Consider the following 20623-nt stretch of genomic DNA (forward strand, 5'->3'; position numbering starts at 1 on the left):
CTAAATGCATACTATCAATCTAATAAAAAATCGCCATAGCCAATATGCCAGTAAAGCAAGTGTTACTGCATTAAAAAAAGCCGATTTAAATCTCTTTTTTGCTGCGGTGTAAAATAATGGGAATATAAATAGCAGGGATATTGGGGCGGTAATGCCTCTTATGTCATCGACAACAAGTGCACGATAAACATCACAAACGTTTTTTATGACTTGACCATCTATATAATCTTCTTTTTCGAAAAACGACGCACCATCTATGACTATTATACAAAGCAGGATGTAAAGAATGGTTAAAACTATAGCTAGTTTATTCATTCTGAAATTCCCATTATCAGATTTATTGTCTTTCTTTTTTCTAAAATTCTCCTTCCGTATTCGCTATATTCTCTTTCTCGTGAGCCGATTGGAGAGTCAATAGATTTAATAAAATCTTTTTTATCTCTGGCTATTCCCCTATTATAACGGGAACCTGCTAAAATTAATTGTTCATCATTTAAATCTTCTGTATTTATTCCTGGGTAGTCGTAAAGTATTAAGTCTCGTAGGTGTTTAGCGACAACTTTAATATTAAAATCGTCGGTTAATAAGCAGTTGGCCAATTGTAGTTGTTGTGTTGTTGTTAATGTTGATGGATCTATTCCCAATGTTTCAGCTGCTGCTCTAAGTTGAATTGCTAATACACCAACTGATGTGGAGTTCGAAGTCTTATTATTTCTATGAAAAATATCTGCCATTTGTTTCATTTGCAGTACGCCATAGGCTTTGAATCTGTCAGGTGTACCTCCTGCTTCAGATACAGCTACACCCGCGAGCAACAAAATAGGTATTTTCTCTTGATGAGCATATTTTATTATTAAATTTTTATTATATTGCAAATAGGCCGCTTTATATGCCCATAAATAACTCTTACCAGTTAAATACCGAGGATTGTTGGGTAACCATCTATACCTGTTATCTTTCAAGTTGCCTCTTTGTTGGCTGCACTCACTCACCCCGGTCACATAGTTATCTATGCTCCCGGGGATTCGCTCCCTTGCCGTCGCGATGCATCTTGAAATCTATTGGGTATATAACGTATGAAGTCTGTAGCATCAAAACGTGGGAATCCTAACTCATCTACTGCACAGTAAGGGTTTTTCATATATTATTACCTCTTTTCGATGCATCTTGAAATTTATAGGGTATATAGGTATTTTTGTTTTCAACACCTTATTACTTGAAACTTCAGTAAATTATAAAGTTTTAGTACATTCAGAATTTTAATTCTGGAAAAAATTATTTGCAATAAAAATGAACAAGTTTACGATAAATTAATCACAGGAAGTTTACTTCACAATCAGAATAAAAATAAAAAATGTCAGTTTTAATATAATCAGCACTGGCATTTATTTTTCATGAATATTTCTTTCCCGCCAAAAACTGGGGGAGCAACCAACCAATCTATTAAAGAAACGGGCAAAATAGGCGGGATCTTTGAACCCAAGCTGATAGGCAATTTCAAATATGGCGCAATCACTGAATAACAGTAGCCGTTTCGCCTCACGTAGCTGGCGATCGAAAATTAATCTTTTAGGGGGCCGGTTAGCAAACCGTCGGCACATATCTTTTAACCGCGATTCTGTAATGCCTAGTTTGTCAGCATATTCTGGTACGGCAAGGTGATGATGATAATAATTGTCTATGAGTTGGTTAAATCGCTGGAATATTTTAATTTCCCCGCGCACACCATTAACCGGATGGTCATCAAGAGGAATATTGCGCAATAGCAAAGTAAATAATGCTTGTGCTAAAAATGCCAGTGATTGTTCCCGTCCAGCAAAGTTATTAGATGATTCGCGGTCTATTAGCGCCCAATAATGGTTAAACGCATCTAATTCTGCCGGTTTATCTGCGACAGATAAGCAAATAGCTGGAATATCAAGAACATCTTTATTTACAGGATAGAGTGATTCTAGTAGCGGTAATATCAGTTCCTGTCGCACGGTAAGGACATATCCGTCACTATCATCTTGAGTAAAAAAAGCATGAGGAACAGATGGCGGTGTTAAGATAAACAGTGGAGCTTGCACAGAATAGTGTTGTTCATCCAACTGTAACTCAATATGTCCGGTGACCAGAAAATGGAGCTGGAAGAAACCATCATGGCGATGAGCCTGCATATTACGACCAAAAAATGCAGCCATTCGGCCAAATGTTTGATAATGCACATCATCAGTGCCTTGAGTCTCGTCATAGTCTTTGCTGATATCAATATTGGCAATGATAGGCTCAATCATGACAGTTTTTCCTTGTTTATTGAAAATTATGATGTTGCTCTCTGTCTCGCATGTTTCATTGGGATCATCCAGATAATGGCGGCACCAATGACCAGTAATCCGGCAACGAAATAGAGGCCAGTATTAAAGCTCCCTGTCTGATCTTTCAGCCAGCCGATTAATAACGGACTGAGTGCTGAACCGATGTTACCTGTAGCGCTAATCACTGCGATGCCGATTGCCCTTGCACGTAAACTGATAGCTTGATCCGGCGTTGTCCAGAAGACTGCCATTGCGGTAAATGAACCGGTTGAAGCCATAATAATCCCAATCAGCTGAATGACGCTGTGATGGGTTAATGAGGTCAATATCCAGCCCGCAGCAGCGAACAAATAGGGCAGAGCCGTATGTGTTTTACGCTCTTGTAACCGGTCTGAACGGCGACTCCAGTAAACCATCCCGATAATGGTACAAAACTGAGGGATAGCGGTCAGAATGCCGATTGTAATGTTACTGCTGCCCTGATTGAAACTTTGCACAATCTGCGGTGTCCAGATATTAATCGCGCTCAGTGTGTTGGTCAGGCAGAAATAAGACAGGGTATACATCAGCATGATCGGCGCGAAAATCTCGCGCCATATACTGCGTTTTTGCATTGTCTGATGAGTTGATGAGCCTGCCGATTGAACCAGAGTGGATTGGTCGTTATCCATCATCTCTTGTAAGCATTTTTTATCTTCATCTGTCAGCCAGTTAGCTCGTTTGGGCGAATCATCAAGATAGAACCAAACGATAATTCCCAGTAATACCGAAGGAAAACCTTCCAGCAGGAATAACCATTGCCAGCCGTGAAGGTTCATCAGGCCATCCATTTCCAAAATATAACCGGAAGCCAGAGAACCAAAAGCCATTGTGACCGGCATTGCCACCATAAACAGCGCATTGGCACGGGCGCGATAGTAAGCCGGGAACCAGTAAGTCAGATACAACAGGATACCCGGTACGAAACCCGCTTCGGCGATACCGACCAGCATACGTAAGATGTACAGACTGGTTGGGCCGGTAGCGAACATGGTGGCCGTGGAGGAGATCCCCCAGAGCACCATGATCGTGGCTATCCAGCGTCGTGCCCCGACAATGCTAAGCATGATGTTGCTGGGAATACCGAAGATGACATAAGTGGCATAAAACAGCGTTGCTGCCAGACCGAACATTGTCGCATTCAGTCCAAGATCTTTACCCATTGTCAGGCCAGCAAACCCGATATTGATTCGATCGAGAAATGAAAATACAAATAATACGAACAGGAAAATAATCAGACGACGAAATAGCTTGTTAATGACGGATTGCTGTTGCGCCGTGAGTTGCTTATGTTGAGCAGCTGGATTGCCCGGTTGCTGCGCGGCAGTTGATGAATCGCTCATTGTCATTTTCCTTTTATTTTTTTATATGTATTACATTGTCTTAGAAAATCAAAAGGTTATAGGGTGATGCTGTGCTGACTGAGATTAATAAACATCGGATGAAGGTGCGGCTGGAAGGTCTTTACCTGCGCCAAATTGTGCCGCCAGCGCTTCTGCTGAACGCGCCAGCAGAGTCGTATCAATACCAACAGCAACAAATAATGCACCGAGGTTCAGGTAATGCTCAGCAATATCAGGCGCTGACATCAGAATACCCGGAGCTTTACCTGCAGCTTTGATTTGGGTGATGGCCTGCTCAATGGCGGTTTTTACTTCAGGGTGTTGCGGATTATTGGCAAATCCCATGTCGGAACTTAAATCCGCTGGGCCGATAAAAACACCATCCACACCATCTACTTTGAGGATTTCCGGCAGATTACGCAGTGCTTCACGGGTTTCTACCTGAACCAGAACGCAGATTTCATCGTTGGCACGATGCAGATAATCAGGAATTCTGTTCCAGTGGGAAGCCCTTGCCAGAGCACTACCTACACCACGGATACCTTCTGGTGGATAGCGGGTTGCGCGAACCGCTTCGTAAGCCTGCTCGGCGTTTTGTATCAGGGGAATTAATAAAGTTTGGGCGCCTATATCCAGTAACTGCTTGATGATCACCAGATCATTCCAGGGTGGGCGTACAATGGGATGGCTTGGATATGGAGCAATGGCTTGCAATTGGCTTAGAATCGTCTGAACGTTGTTCGGAGCGTGTTCGCCATCAATCAATAGCCAGTCGAAACCGGCTCCGGCGACTAAGTCTGCACTATAGGAGCTACAAAGCCCCAACCATAGGCCGATTTGTGGGCGGCCTGCTTTTAACGCCTGCTTAAATGTATTGGTTAACCTATCCATATATTTCCTCTTTAAACAAAACGGCAACTGATAGCACCGATAGGACCATAATCCACATGGAAGGTATCTCCTCTATTTGCCGGAACCGGGCGAGTAAAAGAGCCACTGAGAATGATTTGTCCAGCTTCAAGCTGAACACCATGTGGGGAGAGTTTGTTTGCTAACCATGCGACACCGTTAGCGGGATGATTCAGTACCGCTGCCGCGACACCGGATTCTTCAATCACGCCATTGCGATAGAGCAGGGCGCTGATCCAGCGCAGATCAAATTCTTCTGGTTTAATCGGACGACCGCCCATAATCACACCGCCGTTGGCGGCATTGTCTGAAATCGTATCGAACACTTTGCGCGGGCGGTGGGTTTCCGGATCGATGTTATGGCAACGGGCATCGATCAATTCCAGTGCCGGAATGACATAATCTGTTGCGTTGTAAACATCAAACAGTGTGCAGTTCGGGCCACTCAAAGGTTTTGCCAATATGAATGCCAATTCGACTTCGATACGGGGAACAATAAAGCGATCACATGGAATGTCGCTGCCATCGGGGAAGAACATATCATCCAATAGAGCACCATAGTCTGGTTCATTGATCTGCGAACTGGCTTGCATGGCTTTAGAGGTCAGGCCAATTTTATGGCCTTTAAGTATGCGACCTTCCGCAATTTTTAAATCTACCCATTCACGTTGAATGGCATAAGCATCATCAATAGTGATTTCAGGATGATCCAACGAGATTTGACGTATTTGTTCACGGCTTTTCTCTGCCTGATGCAGCCGGTGTGCAATCTGTGATACGATTTTTTTCTGTAACATGCGGTTAAGCTCCAGCATCTTCTATGCCACCAAAGCAGAGATATTTCACTTCCAGATAATCTTCAATGCCGTAACGTGAGCCTTCACGTCCCAGCCCAGATTGTTTAATGCCGCCGAATGGAGCCACTTCATTAGAAATCAAACCTTCGTTGATCCCGACCATGCCACTTTCCAGCGCTTCAGCTACGCGGTAGATTCGGCCAATATCGCGAGAGTAGAAATACGCGGCCAGCCCGAATTCAGTATCATTGGCCAGATGAATGGCTTCTGCCTCATCACGGAATTTGAATAGAGGCGCAATGGGGCCGAATGTTTCCTCACGGGAGATAAGCATGGATTCATTGACATCAGCCAGCACGGTAGGTTCGAAAAACAAACCGCCCAGAGCATGTGGTTTTCCTCCAGCCAGTATGCGTGCGCCGTGAGAAATGGCATCACTGATGTGTTCCTGCACTTTATCAATAGCTGCCTGATTGATCAGCGGACCTTGTTGTGATTTGACATCACTGGCTGGGCCAACTTGCAATGCATCGACCGCTTGTGCCAGACGTGTTGCGAATGTGTCATAAATTGTTTCCTGAACCAGGATACGGTTAGCACAAACACATGTTTGACCACTGTTGCGGAACTTGGCTGTCAGTGCGCCCTGTACAGCGGCATTAATATCGGCGTCATCAAAGACAATAAATGGTGCATTTCCGCCCAGTTCCAGCGATAACTTTTTCACGGTATCGGCGCTTTGTGCCATTAGTAACTTACCGATGCGGGTTGAACCGGTAAAAGAGAGTTTGCGGACAATCCGGCTTTGGGTCAGAACGCCGCCGATGGTTTTTGCATCGATCCCGGTGACCACATTCAGTACGCCAGCCGGAATACCGGCTTGTTCAGCCAGCGCCGCCAGAGCCAGAGCTGAAAGTGGTGTTTCTGAGGCGGGTTTTAGTACCACAGTACAGCCGGCTGCCAGTGCAGGGCCAACTTTGCGGGTGATCATGGCATTAGGAAAATTCCACGGTGTGATAGCGGCAACAACACCGATAGGCTGCTTGATAGTGATGAGCCGCCGGCCCGGTAGAGGGCTTGGGATGGTTTCACCGTAAGTACGCTTACCTTCTTCCGCAAACCACTCAATGAAATTGGCGCCATAAGCGATCTCTCCCATGGCTTCTGCTTGTGGTTTCCCTTGTTCCAGACTGAGTAATTCAGCGAGTGCTTGTTGATTTTCCATTATTAACTGGAACCAGCGTTGCAGAAGTTGGCTACGTTGCTTGGCGGTCATTGATCTCCATGCCGGTAGGGCTTGTTGAGCCGCTTCAATGGCGCGTTCTGTCTCAGCAGCGCCCAGATCACTGACTTGTGCAATAACTTCTCCATTTACCGGGTTAGTCACATTAAAAGTCACTTTGTTATCGGCATCGATCCATTGTCCGTTGATATAAGCTTGCTGACGCAGTAGTGCGATATTGACATTATTTGTCATTGCTTTTTTCTCCTGAAAAAATTTGTGTGCATTATGTTTGCTGGCAAGCGGTTGCCAGTTGCTGACATAACCAACTCAATCCAGCACAAACTGCCATTACAAGAGCCATAGCAAAAGGGGTTTCATCCTGTAATAAGGAAACTGCAATGCTGGCGAGCGCCGCCATAGCGAATTGCGTAGAAATAGCGAGCGCACTGGCACTGCCGGCAAACTGACCGCGATGTTGAAGTAATAAAGAGAGGCCATTAGTACTAATGGCATTAACCAGAGATATAACCAGCACGACCAAAATAACGATAACAGTAAGATTTTGCTGATAAAAGATAACCAGCAAGACACCAAACAGTAATTGCGCACTGGTTTGGATCAATAACAAACGGGAAAGGTTGTAAACTTTTAGTAGCCGGACATTGAGCAGCACCATAGCGATCATGCCCAATACGTTACAGCCGAACAAGAGTCCGTAATAATTCGCTGGAACCTGAAAATAGTTGATATAAATGAAAGGTGAACCACTGATAAAAGCGAACATGGCAGCACAAGAGAATGCTACCGTGCCGATAATTGCCATTGCTTCAGCGTCAGCCAGTAACTTGCCGTAGTTTCTAAACGTGGTGATAAGTTTTCCGCCACTATTATTGTTGGCAGGCAGCGTTTCTGGTAACAAAAACAATAATAATAATCCACTGATACAGCCGACCAGAGTTAGCAGAATGAATATTGCCTGCCAGTTGAAGTGGGTTAACAGTAGACCACCAAGTAACGGTGCGATAAGTGGCGCTATCATGGTCACTAAAGTCATAAGTGACAACACCCGTGGTAATTCCTGTGGGCCATAGATATCACGGGTGATGGCTCTGGCCATGACAACCGCCGCACCGCTGCCAAATGCCTGTAATGCGCGCAGCAAAATCAGATGCTCAATTTGTGTCACTTGCGTGCACAACATACTGGCGGTGACGAATAACGTCATACCACTGAGCAACAGTTTTCTTCGCCCTAAACGGTCGCTCAATGGGCCATATAACAGCATTCCAATACAGAAACCGATGAAAAATGCGCCCAGGGTATATTGCATCTGTCCTTGTGTTGCTTGTAATTGCCTTGCCATTTCTGGCAAGGCCGGCAGATACATATCAATCGACAGAGGCCCGAATGCCACCAATGAGCCCAATAAAGGGATCAACCAGCGCGGGGGATGTTGATTAAAGGGCTTCGGCATCATTATTCCTTACGAAATAAGGCGTGGACGTTGTTTTGTTTGTAGTTTAATACCGGGTCTAATTCTTCCATCGTAAAAGAGAGGGCGAGATAGCGCTGCGCCATCAGCGAGGAAAAGTGTTCTTTAATCAGAGTAAATAACAATTCACCAACCTGTTGACGGCTTTCAAGACTGCGCCCAGCGCCGATTTTCAACGTCATATGGACAAATGCGTAATCATGTTTACCGTCAGCCATGTGCCAGGTATCCAGCCAAATAGCGCGACTGCGGATTCCCCCCAATGGGAAAATGCCAGTGTCCGCTAGAGACTGATTCACTTTACTAAACAACTCTGGCAGGTTGGCTTGTTCACGAATATTTTCCGTACATTCAGCATAAAAATGTGGCATAGGTTACTCCAAATCAGGCGATAGCTTGTTTATCGGTGATGTAATCAGGTAATGGGAACACGGCATTGACTTGACCGGTGCCGGAACTGGCAAACAATTCAGTCAGGAATTCCACTTTACCGTCATATTTATCCCAGCCGAGTAAGCCCAACAACATCACGGTGTCGTGCATATTGCCTTCGCCATAGCAATAATCTGCATATTCCGGCAGCATCTTGCAGAACTCTTTGAATTTGCCTTCTTTCCAAAGTTGAACGACTCGGTGATCCATCTGTTCATCAAATTCGCGGGTATAACTGTTCATACCCTCTTCTGCCCGCTGATCATCAATAAAACGGTGAGAAAGGGAGCCACTGGCTAGCACGGCAACCGTGCCATTATATTTTTCAATCGCTTTCAGCATGGCTTCCCCAAGACGACGACTGTCTTCAAAAGCATGAACGGTACAAAATGCGGAGACAGAGACAACTTTAAAATGTTTGTCACTGTTCATATAGCGCATTGGTACCAGAGTACCGTACTCCAGTTTCAGACTTGGGATTTCATGTGCTTGAGCTCGCACGCCCATATTGCGGGCTTCTTCTGCAATGATTTGCCCAAGTTCAGGGTTACCGTCATATTCATAGCTCATATCACGGATGAAGTGTGGCAATTCATTACTGGTGTAAATACCGGAGAAATGGTCGGCGCAGTTGATGTGATAGGCACTGTTCACCAGCCAGTGAGTATCAAACACGATAATAGTATCGACACCCATTTCACGGCAACGGCGGCTGATTTCTTTGTGTCCGTCAATGGCTCCCTGACGGCAACCGTGATGTTTCCCCGGAAGTTCAGACAGATACATAGATGGCACATGTGTAATTTTGGCTGCTAACGCTAACTTACCCATAAAATCCTCGCTTGATATCAGGACGGCAAACCGGGATTCGCCGTGGTTAACGCAGATGAATCTGTTACACCCCCCAACGTGGGATTGGGTGATCGCCCATAGAAATACAGACGTTTTTCATCTCAGCAAACACTTCAAAACTGTATTCACCGCCTTCACGACCTGTTCCGGAAGCTTTCACACCGCCGAATGGTTGGCGCAGATCGCGGACGTTCTGGGTATTAACGAATACCATGCCTGCTTCGATATTACGGGCCAGACGTAATACTTTGCTGACATCTTGCGTCCAGATATAAGAAGCCAGACCATATTCCACGTCATTAGCCAGGCGCAGACCTTCTGCTTCATCTTTGAATGGCAGCAGACAAGCGACCGGGCCGAAGATCTCTTCCTGAGCGACGCGCATACGGTTATCAACATCCGCCAGAACCGTTGGGCGCAGGAAATTGCCGCCTTTTAGGTGTTCTGGCAAATCAATCGGTTTATCCGGGCCGCCTGCCAGCAGAGTTGCGCCTTCTTCAATACCCAGACGGATGTAACCGGAGACTTTTTCCCAATGCTGTTTGCTGATAAGCGCACCAATCTGCGTGTTTGGATCTTGTGGATCACCAACTCGCAGGCGATTAGCGCGTTCAGCAAAACGTTTAATAAATTCAGGATAGATGCTTTCCTGAATGAAAATGCGTGAACCTGCGGTACAGCGTTCACCGTTAATCGAGAAGATCGTAAACAGGGCGGCATCCAATGCGCGTTCAATGTCGGCATCTTCAAAGATCAAAACTGGCGATTTACCGCCCAGTTCCATTGAATATTTTTTCAGGCCAGCATTTTTCATAATCTGGCGACCCGTTGCGGTACCGCCGGTAAAAGAAACTGCGCGTACATCGTGATGTTTCACTAATGCATCACCGGCAGTCGCACCATAACCTTGAACTACGTTCAGTACACCGGCAGGAATTCCTGCTTCCAGAGCCAATTCCCCAAGCCGATTTGCGGTTAATGGAGAAAGCTCTGACATTTTCAAAACAGCGGTGTTGCCCAACGCCAGACAAGGTGCAACCTTCCAGGTCGCCGTCATGAATGGCACGTTCCACGGCGAGATCAGCGCACAAACACCGACAGGTTGCACCAACGTATAGTTGAGCATCTTGTCATCAACCGGGTAAGTACTGCCGTTCATTTGCTGACAAATCTCGGCGAAGAAATTGAAATTGTGAGACGCACGTGGAATGAGGACATTTTGCGTCTGATAAATGGGTAAACCGGTATCTTTGGTTTCCATTGCTGCAATTTCAGGCACATTTTCGTCAATCAGTTCCCCTAAACGGCGCATCAGGTGAGCACGTTCTTTCATTGGCAGGTTAGCCCATTTTGGGAAAGCTTCCTTTGCTGCGGCAACGGCCTGATTAATCTCTTCCTGACCACCAAATGCAACTTCAGCCAGTACTTCGCCGCTAGCAGGGTTTGTGGTTTCAAAATACTCTTTGCTGGTGACGTTTTTGCCGTTTATCCAATGGTTAATCATCGTCATTACAAGTTCTCCTCATATTCTTGCTGGCTGACAATATGGTTGACCAGACGCCCAACACCTTCAACCTCAACAACGACTTCATCACCTGGCACTACGTCAGATAGCCCTTTGGGTGTACCGGTGGCGATCATGTTTCCTGGTTGCAGGGTCATAAAGTCGCTCAGGTAAGCAATCAGGAAGGGAATATCGAAAATGAGATCGGCAGTTGTGCCGCGCTGACGCAGTTCACCATTGACCCACGTACTTAATATTAAATTATGGGGATCGGGTACGTCGGCTTTATCGGTGATCCACGGACCAATCGGTGTCAGAGTGTCGCGACTTTTGACGCGGAGATTAGGGCGATAATAGTTTTCCAGATAGTCACGGATCGCGTAATCGTTACAGACGGTGTATCCGGCAACGTAATCCATAGCATTTTCTTTGGCAACTTTATGGGCGGTTTTGCCGATGACAACAACCAGCTCAGCTTCATAATGCATGTATTCCACATTATCAGGGCGAACGGAAAACTGGTGATGACCGGTCAGGGTATTGGATGCTTTGATAAAAACCAGCGGCTCTTCAGGGGGCTTAAATTCAAGTTCAGTAGCGTGATCAGCATAGTTCAAACCGAGGGCAAATAGCGTGCCATTTGCTGGTGGTAGCCATTGTACGGATTTGCTATTGACTTTACTGCCATCTGGCAGGCAGATATTTTCCTGATCATCAACAGTAACATTCAGATCTTGCCCCTGATAATGGACTCTTGCGTGCTTCATGCTTTTTCTCCTGCTTGCACAACCTGATTCTCCAGTGATGGGAAACCTGCTGCCCGGATAACAACCTTATCACCCGGTTTGATGGATACACGTTGGTGTGGTGTTCCAAGCAGGATCACATCACCCTTTTGCAGTGTTGCGAAATCGCTTAATGCTGCGATTAATTTTGCCGCTGAGCGCACCAGATCTTTTGTTGACCAACGATCAACTTCCTGCCCATTGATTTCAGTAATGATATCCAGCGCCTCAATTGATTCTGGATTTGTCATCTGACCTATAGGGCAAAAACCATCACGACACTTGGCCTTAATTGCCGGACGATAGAAAGCTGTTTCAGGCAGGCTGACTTCATTTGCTAATGCATAACCTGCGATATATTCGGCTGCGTTTTCAACGGCGACTTTGCGAGCGGTTTTGCCTATTACGAGTGCCAGTGTTGCACCGCTCTGAACTTCTTCACCTATAGGATGGGGGATAACTTCGTTGGAGCTGATGACTGTATTCCGTGGTTTGATAAACCATACAGGTGTTTTAGGTAAGGTTTTATAAGGTTCTTGCTGAAATGAATCATGCCAGAAATCTACCTGGCTCTGATGATTGAGGGCTACGGCGAAAACAGTGCCTTTCATTAACAACTCCTCATAAACTTAAGCAGACAGTTTTAAGATGTATTTATTAATATATTAATAAAATATAAATCGCCTTGTTGCAACATGCTAATGTTTTTGTTAATTTTAATTGTGATCTTGGTAACAATTTCTTTGCTGAATTTGTTTTTTGTTATTATTAATCAATATATTAATATTTTTATAAATAAAAACATTATTTTTATATTAACTTTTTATTAACCTTATATTAGCGCTTTATTTTTGTTTACTTATTAATATCTTTATGATTTTTTCTTTGTGGTTGGTGGTAGGACGTGCTAGTCTTTTTTTGTTATGGTTACAAAATGACATATGACTCTCGACAGGGAGTAAATTAGTGATTAACTAAGATAAGAGCCTTCATTACTCATGCATGAATCTCTGACAATTGCATTACTTCAGGCGCGGGAAACCGCGATGGGGTTTTTTCGCCCAATCCTTAAAAGTCATAATTTGACTGAACAGCAGTGGCGTATCATTCGTGTGCTATCTGATAATCGGTCAATCGATTTTTATGATTTATCCTGCCAGACTTGCATTCTTCGTCCAAGTTTGACTGGAATATTGACACGCATGGAGCGTGATGGATTGATCTTTCGCCTTAAGCCGATAAATGACCAACGCAAACTTTATGTTTCTTTAACTCCAGAGGGGCAGAAACTTTATGAAAAGGCAAAAGAGCAGGTGGAACAGGGATATCAGGCTATTGAAAAAGCTTTTTCACCGGAGAAGCTGGCTCAGCTTTTGGTTTTATTGGAAGAATTGATTGCCGTAGGTGATGATCCGCAAAAAGTAAGTATTGAGAGGTAAGGAATATATACCCTATTGGATTTCAAGATGCATCGCGACGGCAAGGGAGTGAATCCCCGGGAGCATAGATAACTATGTGACCGGGGTGAGCGAGTGCAGCCAACAAAGAAGCAACTTGAAAGATGATGGGTATAGCCATACTAGTGAATGAACTAATGGCTAAATTTTGTATATTAGCAACCTGTTCTGATATCTCATTAACAGACTGATTTAAATCTATTTTGTCTAGTACATTTTTAATAGCCCTGGAGTGGCATGGGTATTCACCACGGTAAGAAAGAAGCAGGCCGGAAGCGATTCCGGCTTTTTGTTGTTTCAGAGAGAGAATAGAATAAAATAGCTAAAATATAGCCTATGTATATATTTACTATGAATCTTATATTTTTCTGTATTATTCCTTTGTTTATCTTCTTATTTATTCTATATTTTTGTGATTTTAAATCATATATTTAATATATAAGACCAACCCTGTAAGATATTTATTTTAAGCATGAAAATAACAAAGCTGGAAGATCACGGGGATCTTTCCGGCTTTTTCATGAGAATATGTTTTCTATATCAACTAGTTTTTAATATCATTGGATTAAAAGTGACTATATTTTTATCCTTAGTCATTCCGCATGGATAAAGCCCTTCTTTATATATTTCGAACATTTTTTCTAATAACGATTTCTTCTGATAATCTAGTATGTACCTTTGAATAGATAACATTTTTAGTTGATAATAGACCTCATCTAAAATTTCAAAATAAAAATCATCGTATTCTGTATTTGTTTTTTTTATTTTAGATTTTCTATAAATTAATGTCTTTTCCTCTTGTAAGTCACTGTATTCTTCGTCAATATCTTCTAAATAATATTCAGCTTCAGAATAGTTATTTTCTAAAGAAAATTCACCAACGCTATTTTCTATAAGATCTTGCCAGACTAAATATCCATCTGGCAAATCTTGACTTAATGATAATCTGAGGGATTTATCTTTATCTTCCAATAGGATAATATCATAAGGTGCTTTTACTCCCCTGACAAAAGATTATCTGTAAATAAAAAATTAATTGGTTCAGTTATAAACTTCTTATTTTCGCTTTTCATTATTAACCCCTAAAATTTTATTCCACATTTCTAAAGTACGTTGATTTCCTATTTTGGCTCTTCCTTTCGAGATATCTTTAGCTCTTATTGGTGTTCCATTCATCATTCCTTTCTTAGCTAGATTTTGTATATCAGCAACCTGTTTCGATATCTCATTAACAGACTTATTTTGTCTGGTGTATTTTAATAGCCCTGGAGTAACCATTGTGATTACCTTGATGCCTTGTCATTACACTGACCAGTCGGCGTTGGAGTGGCATGGGTATTCACCACGGTAAGAAAGAAGCAGGCCGGAAGTGATTCTAGCTTTTTGCTGTTTCAGAGAGAAAATAGAATAAAATATTTTAAATATAGTTTATGTATATATTTACTGTTAATCTTGTATTTTCCTGTATTATTAATTTTTTTATCTTCTTATTTATTTTATATTTTTGTGATTTTAAGTTATATATTTAATATATAAGACTAACCCTGTAAGATATTTATTTTAAGCATGAAAATAACAAAGCTGGAAGATCACGGGGATCTTTCCGGCCTTTCTTATTATAAGTTATCATTTTATCTGTAAATTCAATGATAACTCTCATGTTATGAAATATATATTTTCAATTCAATAAATACAAATTCTTATTTACCTTATTAAGTTAGAAAAGTAAATTTACCTGTGCTTCTATTTTTATCTAGCCCAGAAAACATATTAAACAATAATTTTTAGTTGTTATTTTTATCCTTACTAATAATTTGATAAAAATAATCATGTACTGGACAACAAAAAAGTCTATCTGGTGAAGCAACACAATACAATTGGATATCTTCACTTTCTTGCTCAATAAAATACCAACTCCAATGATATTTTTTAGCAATTAGATCCCCATAAAGAGAGCCAAATTCATAAGCCAACGATGTCACTTCCTCTTTGTTTAACGAACGTATATCATCCAAATAACTTCTTATATTATTCAATGTCAATTCATAGTTTCTTATCTCTTCAAAATTAAGTTTAGACGCGGCCAAATCACCTAGATTTTTTATTTCTTGGATTTCTTCATTTGATAACTTTCTATATTTCAAATCGCTCATATTAATATCATCCTATTTTGCTACATTTAGTTTTACTTCTAGGAGCATCACCTTCTCTTATTTTTGCATTTAATTTACTTTGTAATTTTTCTACTCTCTTTATAGTAGCATCATCATTGATACCAGGCTTCCATTTATATTTAATTCTTTCAATGCGGCTACCTACATATGAAGAATATTGAGGATGAGAACCTCTATGATAAAGAGCATCATTTAATTGAACTCTTTTAGATTCACTACCAGCCATTAATCTACCGTTTCCTTTACCGTCCATATCCATGCCTAAAGCATCAAAGAAGCTTTGATTTTTCTTCCAAATTTCTTCGGGTATTAAGTGGTGAGCTTCTAACCTATCACCGACAAAGCCGCCAATACGCGAATTCAATTTACGCAGGCAAAAGGGCTTCTCTCAGTCTGAACTGGGCAGACTGGCGGAGTTGCATTACACCCATATTGGCCGTTTTGAGCGGGGGACTTCCAGACCGGGAAGCGACACGTTAAAGCGTCTGGCGGATGTACTGGGTGTGACCAGTGATTACTTGCTGGAAGGGGTGGCAACGGAAGCGGCTAAGGCAAGATTTGAGGACCGGGAGTTACTGAGACAGTTTCAGGCCGTGGAACAGCTACCGGAGGAAGACAAGGAAGTGATTAAGAAGTTGCTGGATGCTTTTTTAACTAAGAAGCAGTTACAGGCGCTGGCAAGATAAAAGGACACCCTTTGATTTAACGCGGGGCTAAGGTGCTACCAACACGTTAACCCCGCTCACCATAAGCAACTAAGAAGGAGTTGAATGATGGCTAAGGCGCATTCTAAGCAAAACGCGGGGCAAAATAAAGCCGCCAAAACAGAACGTTATTACACCGTGGGATACGTGCCGCAAAACGACAAAGCGAAAGCCCCGCCTGCTATCCACCTTAAAGGCCAGTGGCTTAAGGCTGCGGGGTTTGATAAGGGGTGTACCCTTACGGTCAAGATTATGGACGGCTGTCTGGTGCTTATTCCTGACAGCGACGACACCCGCAGCATCAGGCAACAGTCCCAGCGCCAGCAAGACCAGCTCAGTGAGATTAAGCTGCGCATGCGGGAACTGATTGGTGACTACAACAGCAACTAAGGGCAGGAAGTGAGCGGCTCTTAAAAAGAAGAAAGCCGGAAGATCGCGGGGATCTTTCCGGCTTTATAACAATTATATTTGAGAATATTTATAGATTATATCTCGAATATTAGATATAAAAACTCGACTATCTGTAATTCTATTATTAAAAATGAAGCTAAAATTATCAGTTATTATATCGAAATCATATTCTGGTATGCTTAAAAAATAATCCATAGTTAATAAGAAATCATTCTTTTCTTTATCTGTATAAGATAAATAGTCTTCTTTCAGTAAAATATTACATGCGATTTCAAGATCTTGACTATTATTAACGTCTAGAGTATCAATCATTGCAGTTTGCTCTTCATCAGCATAGTTTGCATCAAAAACTTTTAATAAACTTTCTAATATAAAAACATTATTTTTCATTTGTATTAACTTCCCCAAACAGGAAAAGCAGTTATAACCTCACCTGTTCTATTAAACCAAACTTTAGCACCGTGGGACATTGAATGTTGCAGTGTTCCACTTTGAATGCCCTCACCAATCCAACGACCATAATTTATTGTGCTTTCCGCCATAGTTCGCCCAGCTTGCCGATAAATAGTTTGTGCTCTTTGTATAGCGTTTAGCTGATCTCGGTGGCTGAGAAAACGAGTAGCTGCCGTTGGAATTCTTTCAATGGCTCCTGTTGCTGGATTTCTACCGGTCGTAGCTCTAGCAATTTGATCGCCTAAACTTGTTTGAGCTCCATGTTTATCTAAGAAATGGGCTCTAGGGGTTGCATTTTGCATTTCTTGTAATCGTCTATAAGCATTAGCTTCTGCAAGTTTATTAATTCTAGCTTGCCGTTCAACTCTACTCATCTGGGATGAGGAGCGTGCTCCAGTACTAGGACACCCCGCCAATCCCAGCGGATCAATCCAACCCGTCGGATTATGCACGTAACTGTAAGGATTTACTCCTCCTGCTAACCCCAAAGGGTCAGGGCTGAGATAGCACGTCGCTTCCGGCAAATAATAGCGGAATCGGTTATAAAATAAACCACTTTCTTCATCAAAAAGTTGCCCGGCAAACCGGAGGCCCGGGTCCAGTTGCGGGTTTTCACCCAGCCCGCTCAGCCGCAGCCCGTACAGAGACTGCTTTGGCTGCCGCCACACCCGCTTACCTGTCGGGTCGAACAGCGCCAGCGGCTCGCCGGTCGGGGCGCTGACCGCATACTGGGTCTCCACCTCCCCGGCCATCAGCTCCACCCGGTTATCCAGATTCAGCGTAAACGCCTGCGTCTGCTGCGCCACCAGTGCCCAGCCGTCAAACACCAGATGGCGGATCATTTTCAGCCGGCCATGCTGGTATTCGCGGATTTCCGCCGGCACATCGCCGTCCCATAAGTCTGGCGGATCCTGATGTCATCATACCGCTGGGCGGACTTTTCCCCCTGATTTAGCAGCCTTTTTTTCTGCCGTTTTTTCCCGCTTTGTTAAAGTGCATTCCAACTCGTCCCGACGGGCATTTTGCCGATGTTAGCGCATTTTTTCCCCAACGTCAGCGCCGGGTTTCCGCCCGTTTTTCCTGCCCGAATTGGTTTTTATTGGGAACCCGTGGCGGCGGGGCAGCTTGCCTGCGCCGCTAACGCGGGTTGGCCGGGTGCGGGCCGGCGAGGCCCGCAGGTGAAGCTTTTCAGCGGGGAGCCCCCGCTCGCGGGGGCGGACGGGGCGGAGATGGCGAGCACGGGAATGAGCAAGGAGCCTGCGACTGCGAACCGGGCGCAGCCAGTGCAGCAGGGTTGGGCGGGGGCAATAAACCGCGGCCAGCTCGCTGGCCTGCCTTCAGGGCTGTTGACCTTGACGGCCTGACCGACAATGGCTTCAGGCGGGTTTGGGCACCGGAGCCGCCAGGGAGGGCGGCGACTGCGGCGGTCGGTTTTGGTGCCGTGGCTAACAGCAGCGGGCGCAGCCCGGTGCGCTTCTGGGGCTGAGATGCTCAACCCGGCGGCCAGCCGCGCACCGGGGCTGAGGTGACCGCGCAGCGCCCATTGGTGGGCGGCGCCGACATAATGTTTGTTAAGCGAGGTGGGCCGTTCAGGCCCATGTTGCTTAATGCAACATTATGTTGAATGGCGGCTGACCGGCAACGACGGTCACAGAGAACGCCGGGGTTCAGCGCCGGGCGGCCGGCATTTACTGCCGGGCACGCTGGAGGTAGGGAGGCAGTCTGTGCGCAGGGACGCGCGCAGTCTGCCTTTCACAGCACCCCACACACTCACAGGGAACCGGCTAACTTTAAAGACTGTCCGGCAACATAGGGCATTCAGTCCGGCTTATCACTCTCCGCCTGCTGCTTGTCTGACAGCGTTTTCTGTTCGGGCTTCCGTTCTGCCGGGTGGGTCTGCTCATGCACTCTCTTTAAGTGACCGATGGCCACCCGGGTATAGATTTGGGTGGTTTCCAGACTCGAATGCCCTAATATCGCCTGGATGTGCCGGGTATCGGCCCCGTTGTCCAGCATTTGTGTGGCCATTGAGTGCCGGAACAGGTGACAGGCCCCGGCTTTCTCCAGTTGCGCTTTTTGGCGAATGCTGGCCCCCGTTAGATGGGTGAGTCTGTCGCGTGACATCTGCCGGCCATTGAGGGTGATAAACAGGTGGCCGCTGTCATGGCGGTGGGCCAGCCGAGGCCGCACGCGGTCAAGGTAGCGTTGTAACCAGTGCAGGGCCTGTTCCCCGATGGGCACCACCCGGTCTTTACGGCCTTTGCCCTGTCTCACCAGCAGTACGCCGCGCCCGAAGTCGATATCGCTTAACCGCAGGTTGGACAGTTCCATCCGCCGGATACCGCTGCTCCACAGGACTTCAAGGATGGCCCGGTTTCTTAAGCCGGTCGGCCGATTAATATCAATGGCCTGCAATACCGTTTGCGTTTCGTCCTCGTTCAGCACCTGAGCGGGCAGGCGTTTGTCTCTTCGGGGCAGCACCAGTTCCTCAGCCGGGTTGTACAGGATGTACTGGCGTTGTCGCAGCCAGCGGAACCAGACTCTGAGGTCACTCAGCCGTTTTGACTGCGTGCTGACGGCCAGCGTGTTGCCATCGGCTTTACGATAGGCTCTCAGCCAGGACTGATAGCTTTCCAGTAACGGCGGGCTGACTTGCGGGGCGGACATAACTCCCCGGGCCTCACACCAGTTAACGAACGGCAACAGCCGTTCCTGATAGCCGGTCAGCGTCCAGACGCTGTAGTGTCTGGCGGTCAGGCAGTCCAGATAGGCTTCAAGCTGCTGGCGTAATGTGGTGAGATGAGCGGGGCGTGTAGCGGCGATAGTCTGAGTCATGACGGGGTTTCCTGTAAGGTACATGGATTGTTGTTATGGGGTAATGCGTGACTGCGATACGATGATGTTTTTCTTTATTGCCTGCCGGAACAGGGCTTTTTCCTGTACCCCGACCGGTTTAGCGCCGGGGCCTTGTATGGCCTGCCTCTGGGGGGATTGATGCTGTCCGACCAGTCCCCGACCTGCACCCGACAGGCGGGCGACCGTCTGCGTGATAACCCCGACCAGGCTGAATCATACGCCGGCTTTCAGGGCGCTATCAGACCGCACAGGTGCGCCGTGTCGTTATCTTCACCGTCGAACAGCAGTTCATAGACGAACGTCAGTCCGCGACGGTGCAACAGCAGGTATTCCATTTCGACCAGCCGTGACAGATGGATTTTTAGCTGGGTATCGCCCCACTGGATGGCGTCACGCAACAGTTTGCGGGTGAACAGCCACTCATGGCGCGGCTGCCCGCTGGCTTTTACCCATTCTTGTATCAGCAGCAACAGTTTCCGGGTCTGGGGCGGCATTTCATCCAGTGTGCGGCCTAATATCTCGTGGGCCAGCCGGTTCGCCAGACGGATGTCTTCTTGGGTGACTTCGATATATTCAAGCCGTTTACCCCGGTGTTCCGCGGTCTTCACTTCGCGCTGGTGCTGATGCAGCAGGGCGATACTTTGTATCAGGGTGAGATATTTCATGTGGTCGCGGCGGGTACGGGTTTTATCGCTCATGAAGGTGAGCTGTGACGCATAAGGATTCACCACATTCAGCGGGCGTAATAGCCGTTGGGCGTTCTGGTGCAGTTCGGTGATATACGTTTTTTCATTCTCGGCCAGTAAGCCTTCGAGGGTTTGCTTATGGCGCTGCAAGGCGTGGATAGCTTCGGTCTGTTCCCGCGATTCGTTCACGGTCAGCACCAGACAGCG

24 protein-coding genes and 1 pseudogene are annotated in these 20623 nt (G+C 45.4%); 4 read left to right on the forward strand and 21 right to left on the reverse strand.

The genetic code is table 11. The annotated features are described in order from the left end of the window. From BO26_RS08925 to BO26_RS08985, 13 genes are all read right to left on the reverse strand, one after another. Positions 1–315, reverse strand: coding sequence for a YjeO family protein (locus BO26_RS08925; protein ID WP_051690921.1), 315 nt, complete (start codon positions 313–315; stop codon positions 1–3). Continuing rightward, positions 312–992 carry a hypothetical protein gene (locus tag BO26_RS08930; RefSeq protein ID WP_236637409.1) on the reverse strand — a complete coding sequence of 227 codons (681 nt, stop codon included), beginning with the start codon at positions 990–992 and terminating at the stop codon, positions 312–314. Before BO26_RS08930 ends, BO26_RS08925 begins: the two co-directional genes overlap by 4 nt. 393 nt (positions 993–1385) lie before the next feature. Then, positions 1386–2276 (reverse strand): 4-hydroxyphenylacetate catabolism regulatory protein HpaA, encoded by an 891-nt coding sequence (gene hpaA, locus BO26_RS08935; RefSeq protein ID WP_036770916.1) that lies wholly within the window; start codon positions 2274–2276, stop codon positions 1386–1388. Between the two features lie 26 nt (positions 2277–2302). Then, a complete protein-coding gene (gene hpaX, locus BO26_RS08940; RefSeq protein WP_036770917.1) occupies positions 2303–3679 on the reverse strand; it encodes a 4-hydroxyphenylacetate permease in 1377 nt (458 codons plus the stop codon). 84 nt (positions 3680–3763) lie between these two features. After that, on the reverse strand, positions 3764–4570 hold the full coding sequence (hpaI, locus tag BO26_RS08945) for a 4-hydroxy-2-oxoheptanedioate aldolase (RefSeq protein WP_036770918.1): 807 nt from the start codon (positions 4568–4570) through the stop codon (positions 3764–3766). Positions 4571–4581: 11 nt separating this feature from the next. Then, positions 4582–5385, reverse strand: coding sequence for a 2-oxo-hept-4-ene-1,7-dioate hydratase (gene hpaH, locus BO26_RS08950; protein WP_036770946.1), 804 nt, complete (start codon positions 5383–5385; stop codon positions 4582–4584). A gap of 4 nt (positions 5386–5389) precedes the next feature. Beyond that, entirely contained in the window at positions 5390–6862 is a 1473-nt protein-coding gene (locus tag BO26_RS08955) for an NAD-dependent succinate-semialdehyde dehydrogenase (protein ID WP_036770919.1), read from the reverse strand. A gap of 31 nt (positions 6863–6893) precedes the next feature. Beyond that, the gene (locus BO26_RS08960) at positions 6894–8084 is read right to left on the reverse strand and encodes a Bcr/CflA family multidrug efflux MFS transporter (protein ID WP_201771257.1); all 1191 of its coding nucleotides are present in this window, start codon (positions 8082–8084) and stop codon (positions 6894–6896) included. A 2-nt stretch (positions 8085–8086) separates the two neighbouring features. Beyond that, positions 8087–8473, reverse strand: coding sequence for a 5-carboxymethyl-2-hydroxymuconate Delta-isomerase (locus BO26_RS08965; RefSeq protein ID WP_036770921.1), 387 nt, complete (start codon positions 8471–8473; stop codon positions 8087–8089). A gap of 13 nt (positions 8474–8486) precedes the next feature. Continuing rightward, on the reverse strand, positions 8487–9365 hold the full coding sequence (gene hpaD, locus BO26_RS08970; RefSeq protein ID WP_036770922.1) for a 3,4-dihydroxyphenylacetate 2,3-dioxygenase: 879 nt from the start codon (positions 9363–9365) through the stop codon (positions 8487–8489). Between the two features lie 64 nt (positions 9366–9429). Beyond that, positions 9430–10896 carry a 5-carboxymethyl-2-hydroxymuconate semialdehyde dehydrogenase gene (hpaE, locus tag BO26_RS08975; protein WP_036770923.1) on the reverse strand — a complete coding sequence of 489 codons (1467 nt, stop codon included), beginning with the start codon at positions 10894–10896 and terminating at the stop codon, positions 9430–9432. Further along, positions 10896–11657, reverse strand: coding sequence for a fumarylacetoacetate hydrolase family protein (locus BO26_RS08980; protein WP_036770924.1), 762 nt, complete (start codon positions 11655–11657; stop codon positions 10896–10898). The genes hpaE and BO26_RS08980 overlap by 1 nt, the downstream gene beginning before the upstream one ends. Further along, positions 11654–12286, reverse strand: a complete 633-nt coding sequence (locus BO26_RS08985; RefSeq protein ID WP_036770925.1) for a fumarylacetoacetate hydrolase family protein — start codon at positions 12284–12286, stop codon at positions 11654–11656. Before BO26_RS08985 ends, BO26_RS08980 begins: the two co-directional genes overlap by 4 nt. Positions 12287–12673: 387 nt before the next feature. Here BO26_RS08985 and hpaR point away from each other — a divergent pair, with 387 nt between their 5' ends. Continuing rightward, positions 12674–13114, forward strand: coding sequence for a homoprotocatechuate degradation operon regulator HpaR (gene hpaR / locus BO26_RS08990; RefSeq protein ID WP_036770927.1), 441 nt, complete (start codon positions 12674–12676; stop codon positions 13112–13114). Between the two features lie 558 nt (positions 13115–13672). Here hpaR and BO26_RS08995 read toward each other — a convergent pair. The 4 genes from BO26_RS08995 to BO26_RS09010 form a co-directional block, all read right to left on the reverse strand. After that, positions 13673–14104, reverse strand: a complete 432-nt coding sequence (locus tag BO26_RS08995) for a hypothetical protein (RefSeq protein ID WP_036770928.1) — start codon at positions 14102–14104, stop codon at positions 13673–13675. A gap of 84 nt (positions 14105–14188) precedes the next feature. Beyond that, a complete protein-coding gene (locus BO26_RS09000) occupies positions 14189–14410 on the reverse strand; it encodes a hypothetical protein (protein ID WP_036770929.1) in 222 nt (73 codons plus the stop codon). 506 nt (positions 14411–14916) lie between these two features. Beyond that, positions 14917–15285, reverse strand: coding sequence for a hypothetical protein (locus BO26_RS09005; RefSeq protein WP_051690922.1), 369 nt, complete (start codon positions 15283–15285; stop codon positions 14917–14919). A gap of 7 nt (positions 15286–15292) precedes the next feature. Next, positions 15293–15670, reverse strand: a complete 378-nt coding sequence (locus tag BO26_RS09010; RefSeq protein WP_036770930.1) for an AHH domain-containing protein — start codon at positions 15668–15670, stop codon at positions 15293–15295. On the opposite strand from BO26_RS09010, the gene BO26_RS09015 reads away from it, so the two are divergent. Continuing rightward, positions 15657–15992 carry a helix-turn-helix domain-containing protein gene (locus BO26_RS09015; protein WP_036770931.1) on the forward strand — a complete coding sequence of 112 codons (336 nt, stop codon included), beginning with the start codon at positions 15657–15659 and terminating at the stop codon, positions 15990–15992. The genes BO26_RS09010 and BO26_RS09015 overlap by 14 nt on opposite strands. Positions 15993–16079: 87 nt before the next feature. Further along, a complete protein-coding gene (locus BO26_RS09020) occupies positions 16080–16400 on the forward strand; it encodes a SymE family type I addiction module toxin (protein WP_036770933.1) in 321 nt (106 codons plus the stop codon). Positions 16401–16472: 72 nt separating this feature from the next. On the opposite strand, the gene BO26_RS09025 is transcribed toward BO26_RS09020, so the two are convergent. Together BO26_RS09025 and BO26_RS24010 are read right to left on the reverse strand one after the other, a co-directional pair. After that, positions 16473–16811, reverse strand: coding sequence for a hypothetical protein (locus BO26_RS09025; RefSeq protein WP_051690923.1), 339 nt, complete (start codon positions 16809–16811; stop codon positions 16473–16475). A 5-nt stretch (positions 16812–16816) separates the two neighbouring features. Continuing rightward, a complete protein-coding gene (locus tag BO26_RS24010) occupies positions 16817–17758 on the reverse strand; it encodes an RHS repeat-associated core domain-containing protein (protein ID WP_036770935.1) in 942 nt (313 codons plus the stop codon). A gap of 101 nt (positions 17759–17859) precedes the next feature. On the opposite strand from BO26_RS24010, the gene BO26_RS23440 reads away from it, so the two are divergent. Beyond that, positions 17860–18015 carry a hypothetical protein gene (locus tag BO26_RS23440; RefSeq protein WP_157835538.1) on the forward strand — a complete coding sequence of 52 codons (156 nt, stop codon included), beginning with the start codon at positions 17860–17862 and terminating at the stop codon, positions 18013–18015. Between the two features lie 677 nt (positions 18016–18692). Here the strand turns inward: BO26_RS23440 and xerC are convergent. Beyond that, positions 18693–19709: a site-specific tyrosine recombinase XerC gene (gene xerC, locus BO26_RS09040; protein WP_036770936.1), complete on the reverse strand. Its 1017-nt coding sequence runs from the start codon at positions 19707–19709 to the stop codon at positions 18693–18695. Between the two features lie 248 nt (positions 19710–19957). After that, positions 19958–20623 (reverse strand): annotated as a pseudogene (locus tag BO26_RS09045) (DNA primase); the annotation flags it as partial.

The organism is Photorhabdus australis DSM 17609, from assembly GCF_000711895.1.
In the GTDB taxonomy this organism is placed as follows: Bacteria; Pseudomonadota; Gammaproteobacteria; order Enterobacterales; family Enterobacteriaceae; genus Photorhabdus; species Photorhabdus australis.

Excerpts from the sequence above, each read along its gene's own strand:
- BO26_RS08925 (WP_051690921.1), bottom strand. The coding sequence starts at position 315 with ATGAATAAACTAGCTATAGTTTTAACCATTCTTTACATCCTGCTTTGT.
- hpaA (WP_036770916.1), bottom strand. The coding sequence starts at position 2,276 with ATGATTGAGCCTATCATTGCCAATATTGATATCAGCAAAGACTATGAC.
- hpaX (WP_036770917.1), bottom strand. The coding sequence starts at position 3,679 with ATGAGCGATTCATCAACTGCCGCGCAGCAACCGGGCAATCCAGCTGCT.
- hpaI (WP_036770918.1), bottom strand. The coding sequence starts at position 4,570 with ATGGATAGGTTAACCAATACATTTAAGCAGGCGTTAAAAGCAGGCCGC.
- hpaH (WP_036770946.1), bottom strand. The coding sequence starts at position 5,385 with ATGTTACAGAAAAAAATCGTATCACAGATTGCACACCGGCTGCATCAG.
- BO26_RS08955 (WP_036770919.1), bottom strand. The coding sequence starts at position 6,862 with ATGACAAATAATGTCAATATCGCACTACTGCGTCAGCAAGCTTATATC.
- BO26_RS08960 (WP_201771257.1), bottom strand. The coding sequence starts at position 8,084 with ATGCCGAAGCCCTTTAATCAACATCCCCCGCGCTGGTTGATCCCTTTA.
- BO26_RS08965 (WP_036770921.1), bottom strand. The coding sequence starts at position 8,473 with ATGCCACATTTTTATGCTGAATGTACGGAAAATATTCGTGAACAAGCC.
- hpaD (WP_036770922.1), bottom strand. The coding sequence starts at position 9,365 with ATGGGTAAGTTAGCGTTAGCAGCCAAAATTACACATGTGCCATCTATG.
- hpaE (WP_036770923.1), bottom strand. The coding sequence starts at position 10,896 with ATGACGATGATTAACCATTGGATAAACGGCAAAAACGTCACCAGCAAA.
- BO26_RS08980 (WP_036770924.1), bottom strand. The coding sequence starts at position 11,657 with ATGAAGCACGCAAGAGTCCATTATCAGGGGCAAGATCTGAATGTTACT.
- BO26_RS08985 (WP_036770925.1), bottom strand. The coding sequence starts at position 12,286 with ATGAAAGGCACTGTTTTCGCCGTAGCCCTCAATCATCAGAGCCAGGTA.
- hpaR (WP_036770927.1), top strand. The coding sequence starts at position 12,674 with ATGCATGAATCTCTGACAATTGCATTACTTCAGGCGCGGGAAACCGCG.
- BO26_RS09000 (WP_036770929.1), bottom strand. The coding sequence starts at position 14,410 with ATGGTTACTCCAGGGCTATTAAAATACACCAGACAAAATAAGTCTGTT.
- BO26_RS09005 (WP_051690922.1), bottom strand. The coding sequence starts at position 15,285 with ATGAGCGATTTGAAATATAGAAAGTTATCAAATGAAGAAATCCAAGAA.
- BO26_RS09020 (WP_036770933.1), top strand. The coding sequence starts at position 16,080 with ATGGCTAAGGCGCATTCTAAGCAAAACGCGGGGCAAAATAAAGCCGCC.
- BO26_RS09025 (WP_051690923.1), bottom strand. The coding sequence starts at position 16,811 with ATGAAAAATAATGTTTTTATATTAGAAAGTTTATTAAAAGTTTTTGAT.
- xerC (WP_036770936.1), bottom strand. The coding sequence starts at position 19,709 with ATGACTCAGACTATCGCCGCTACACGCCCCGCTCATCTCACCACATTA.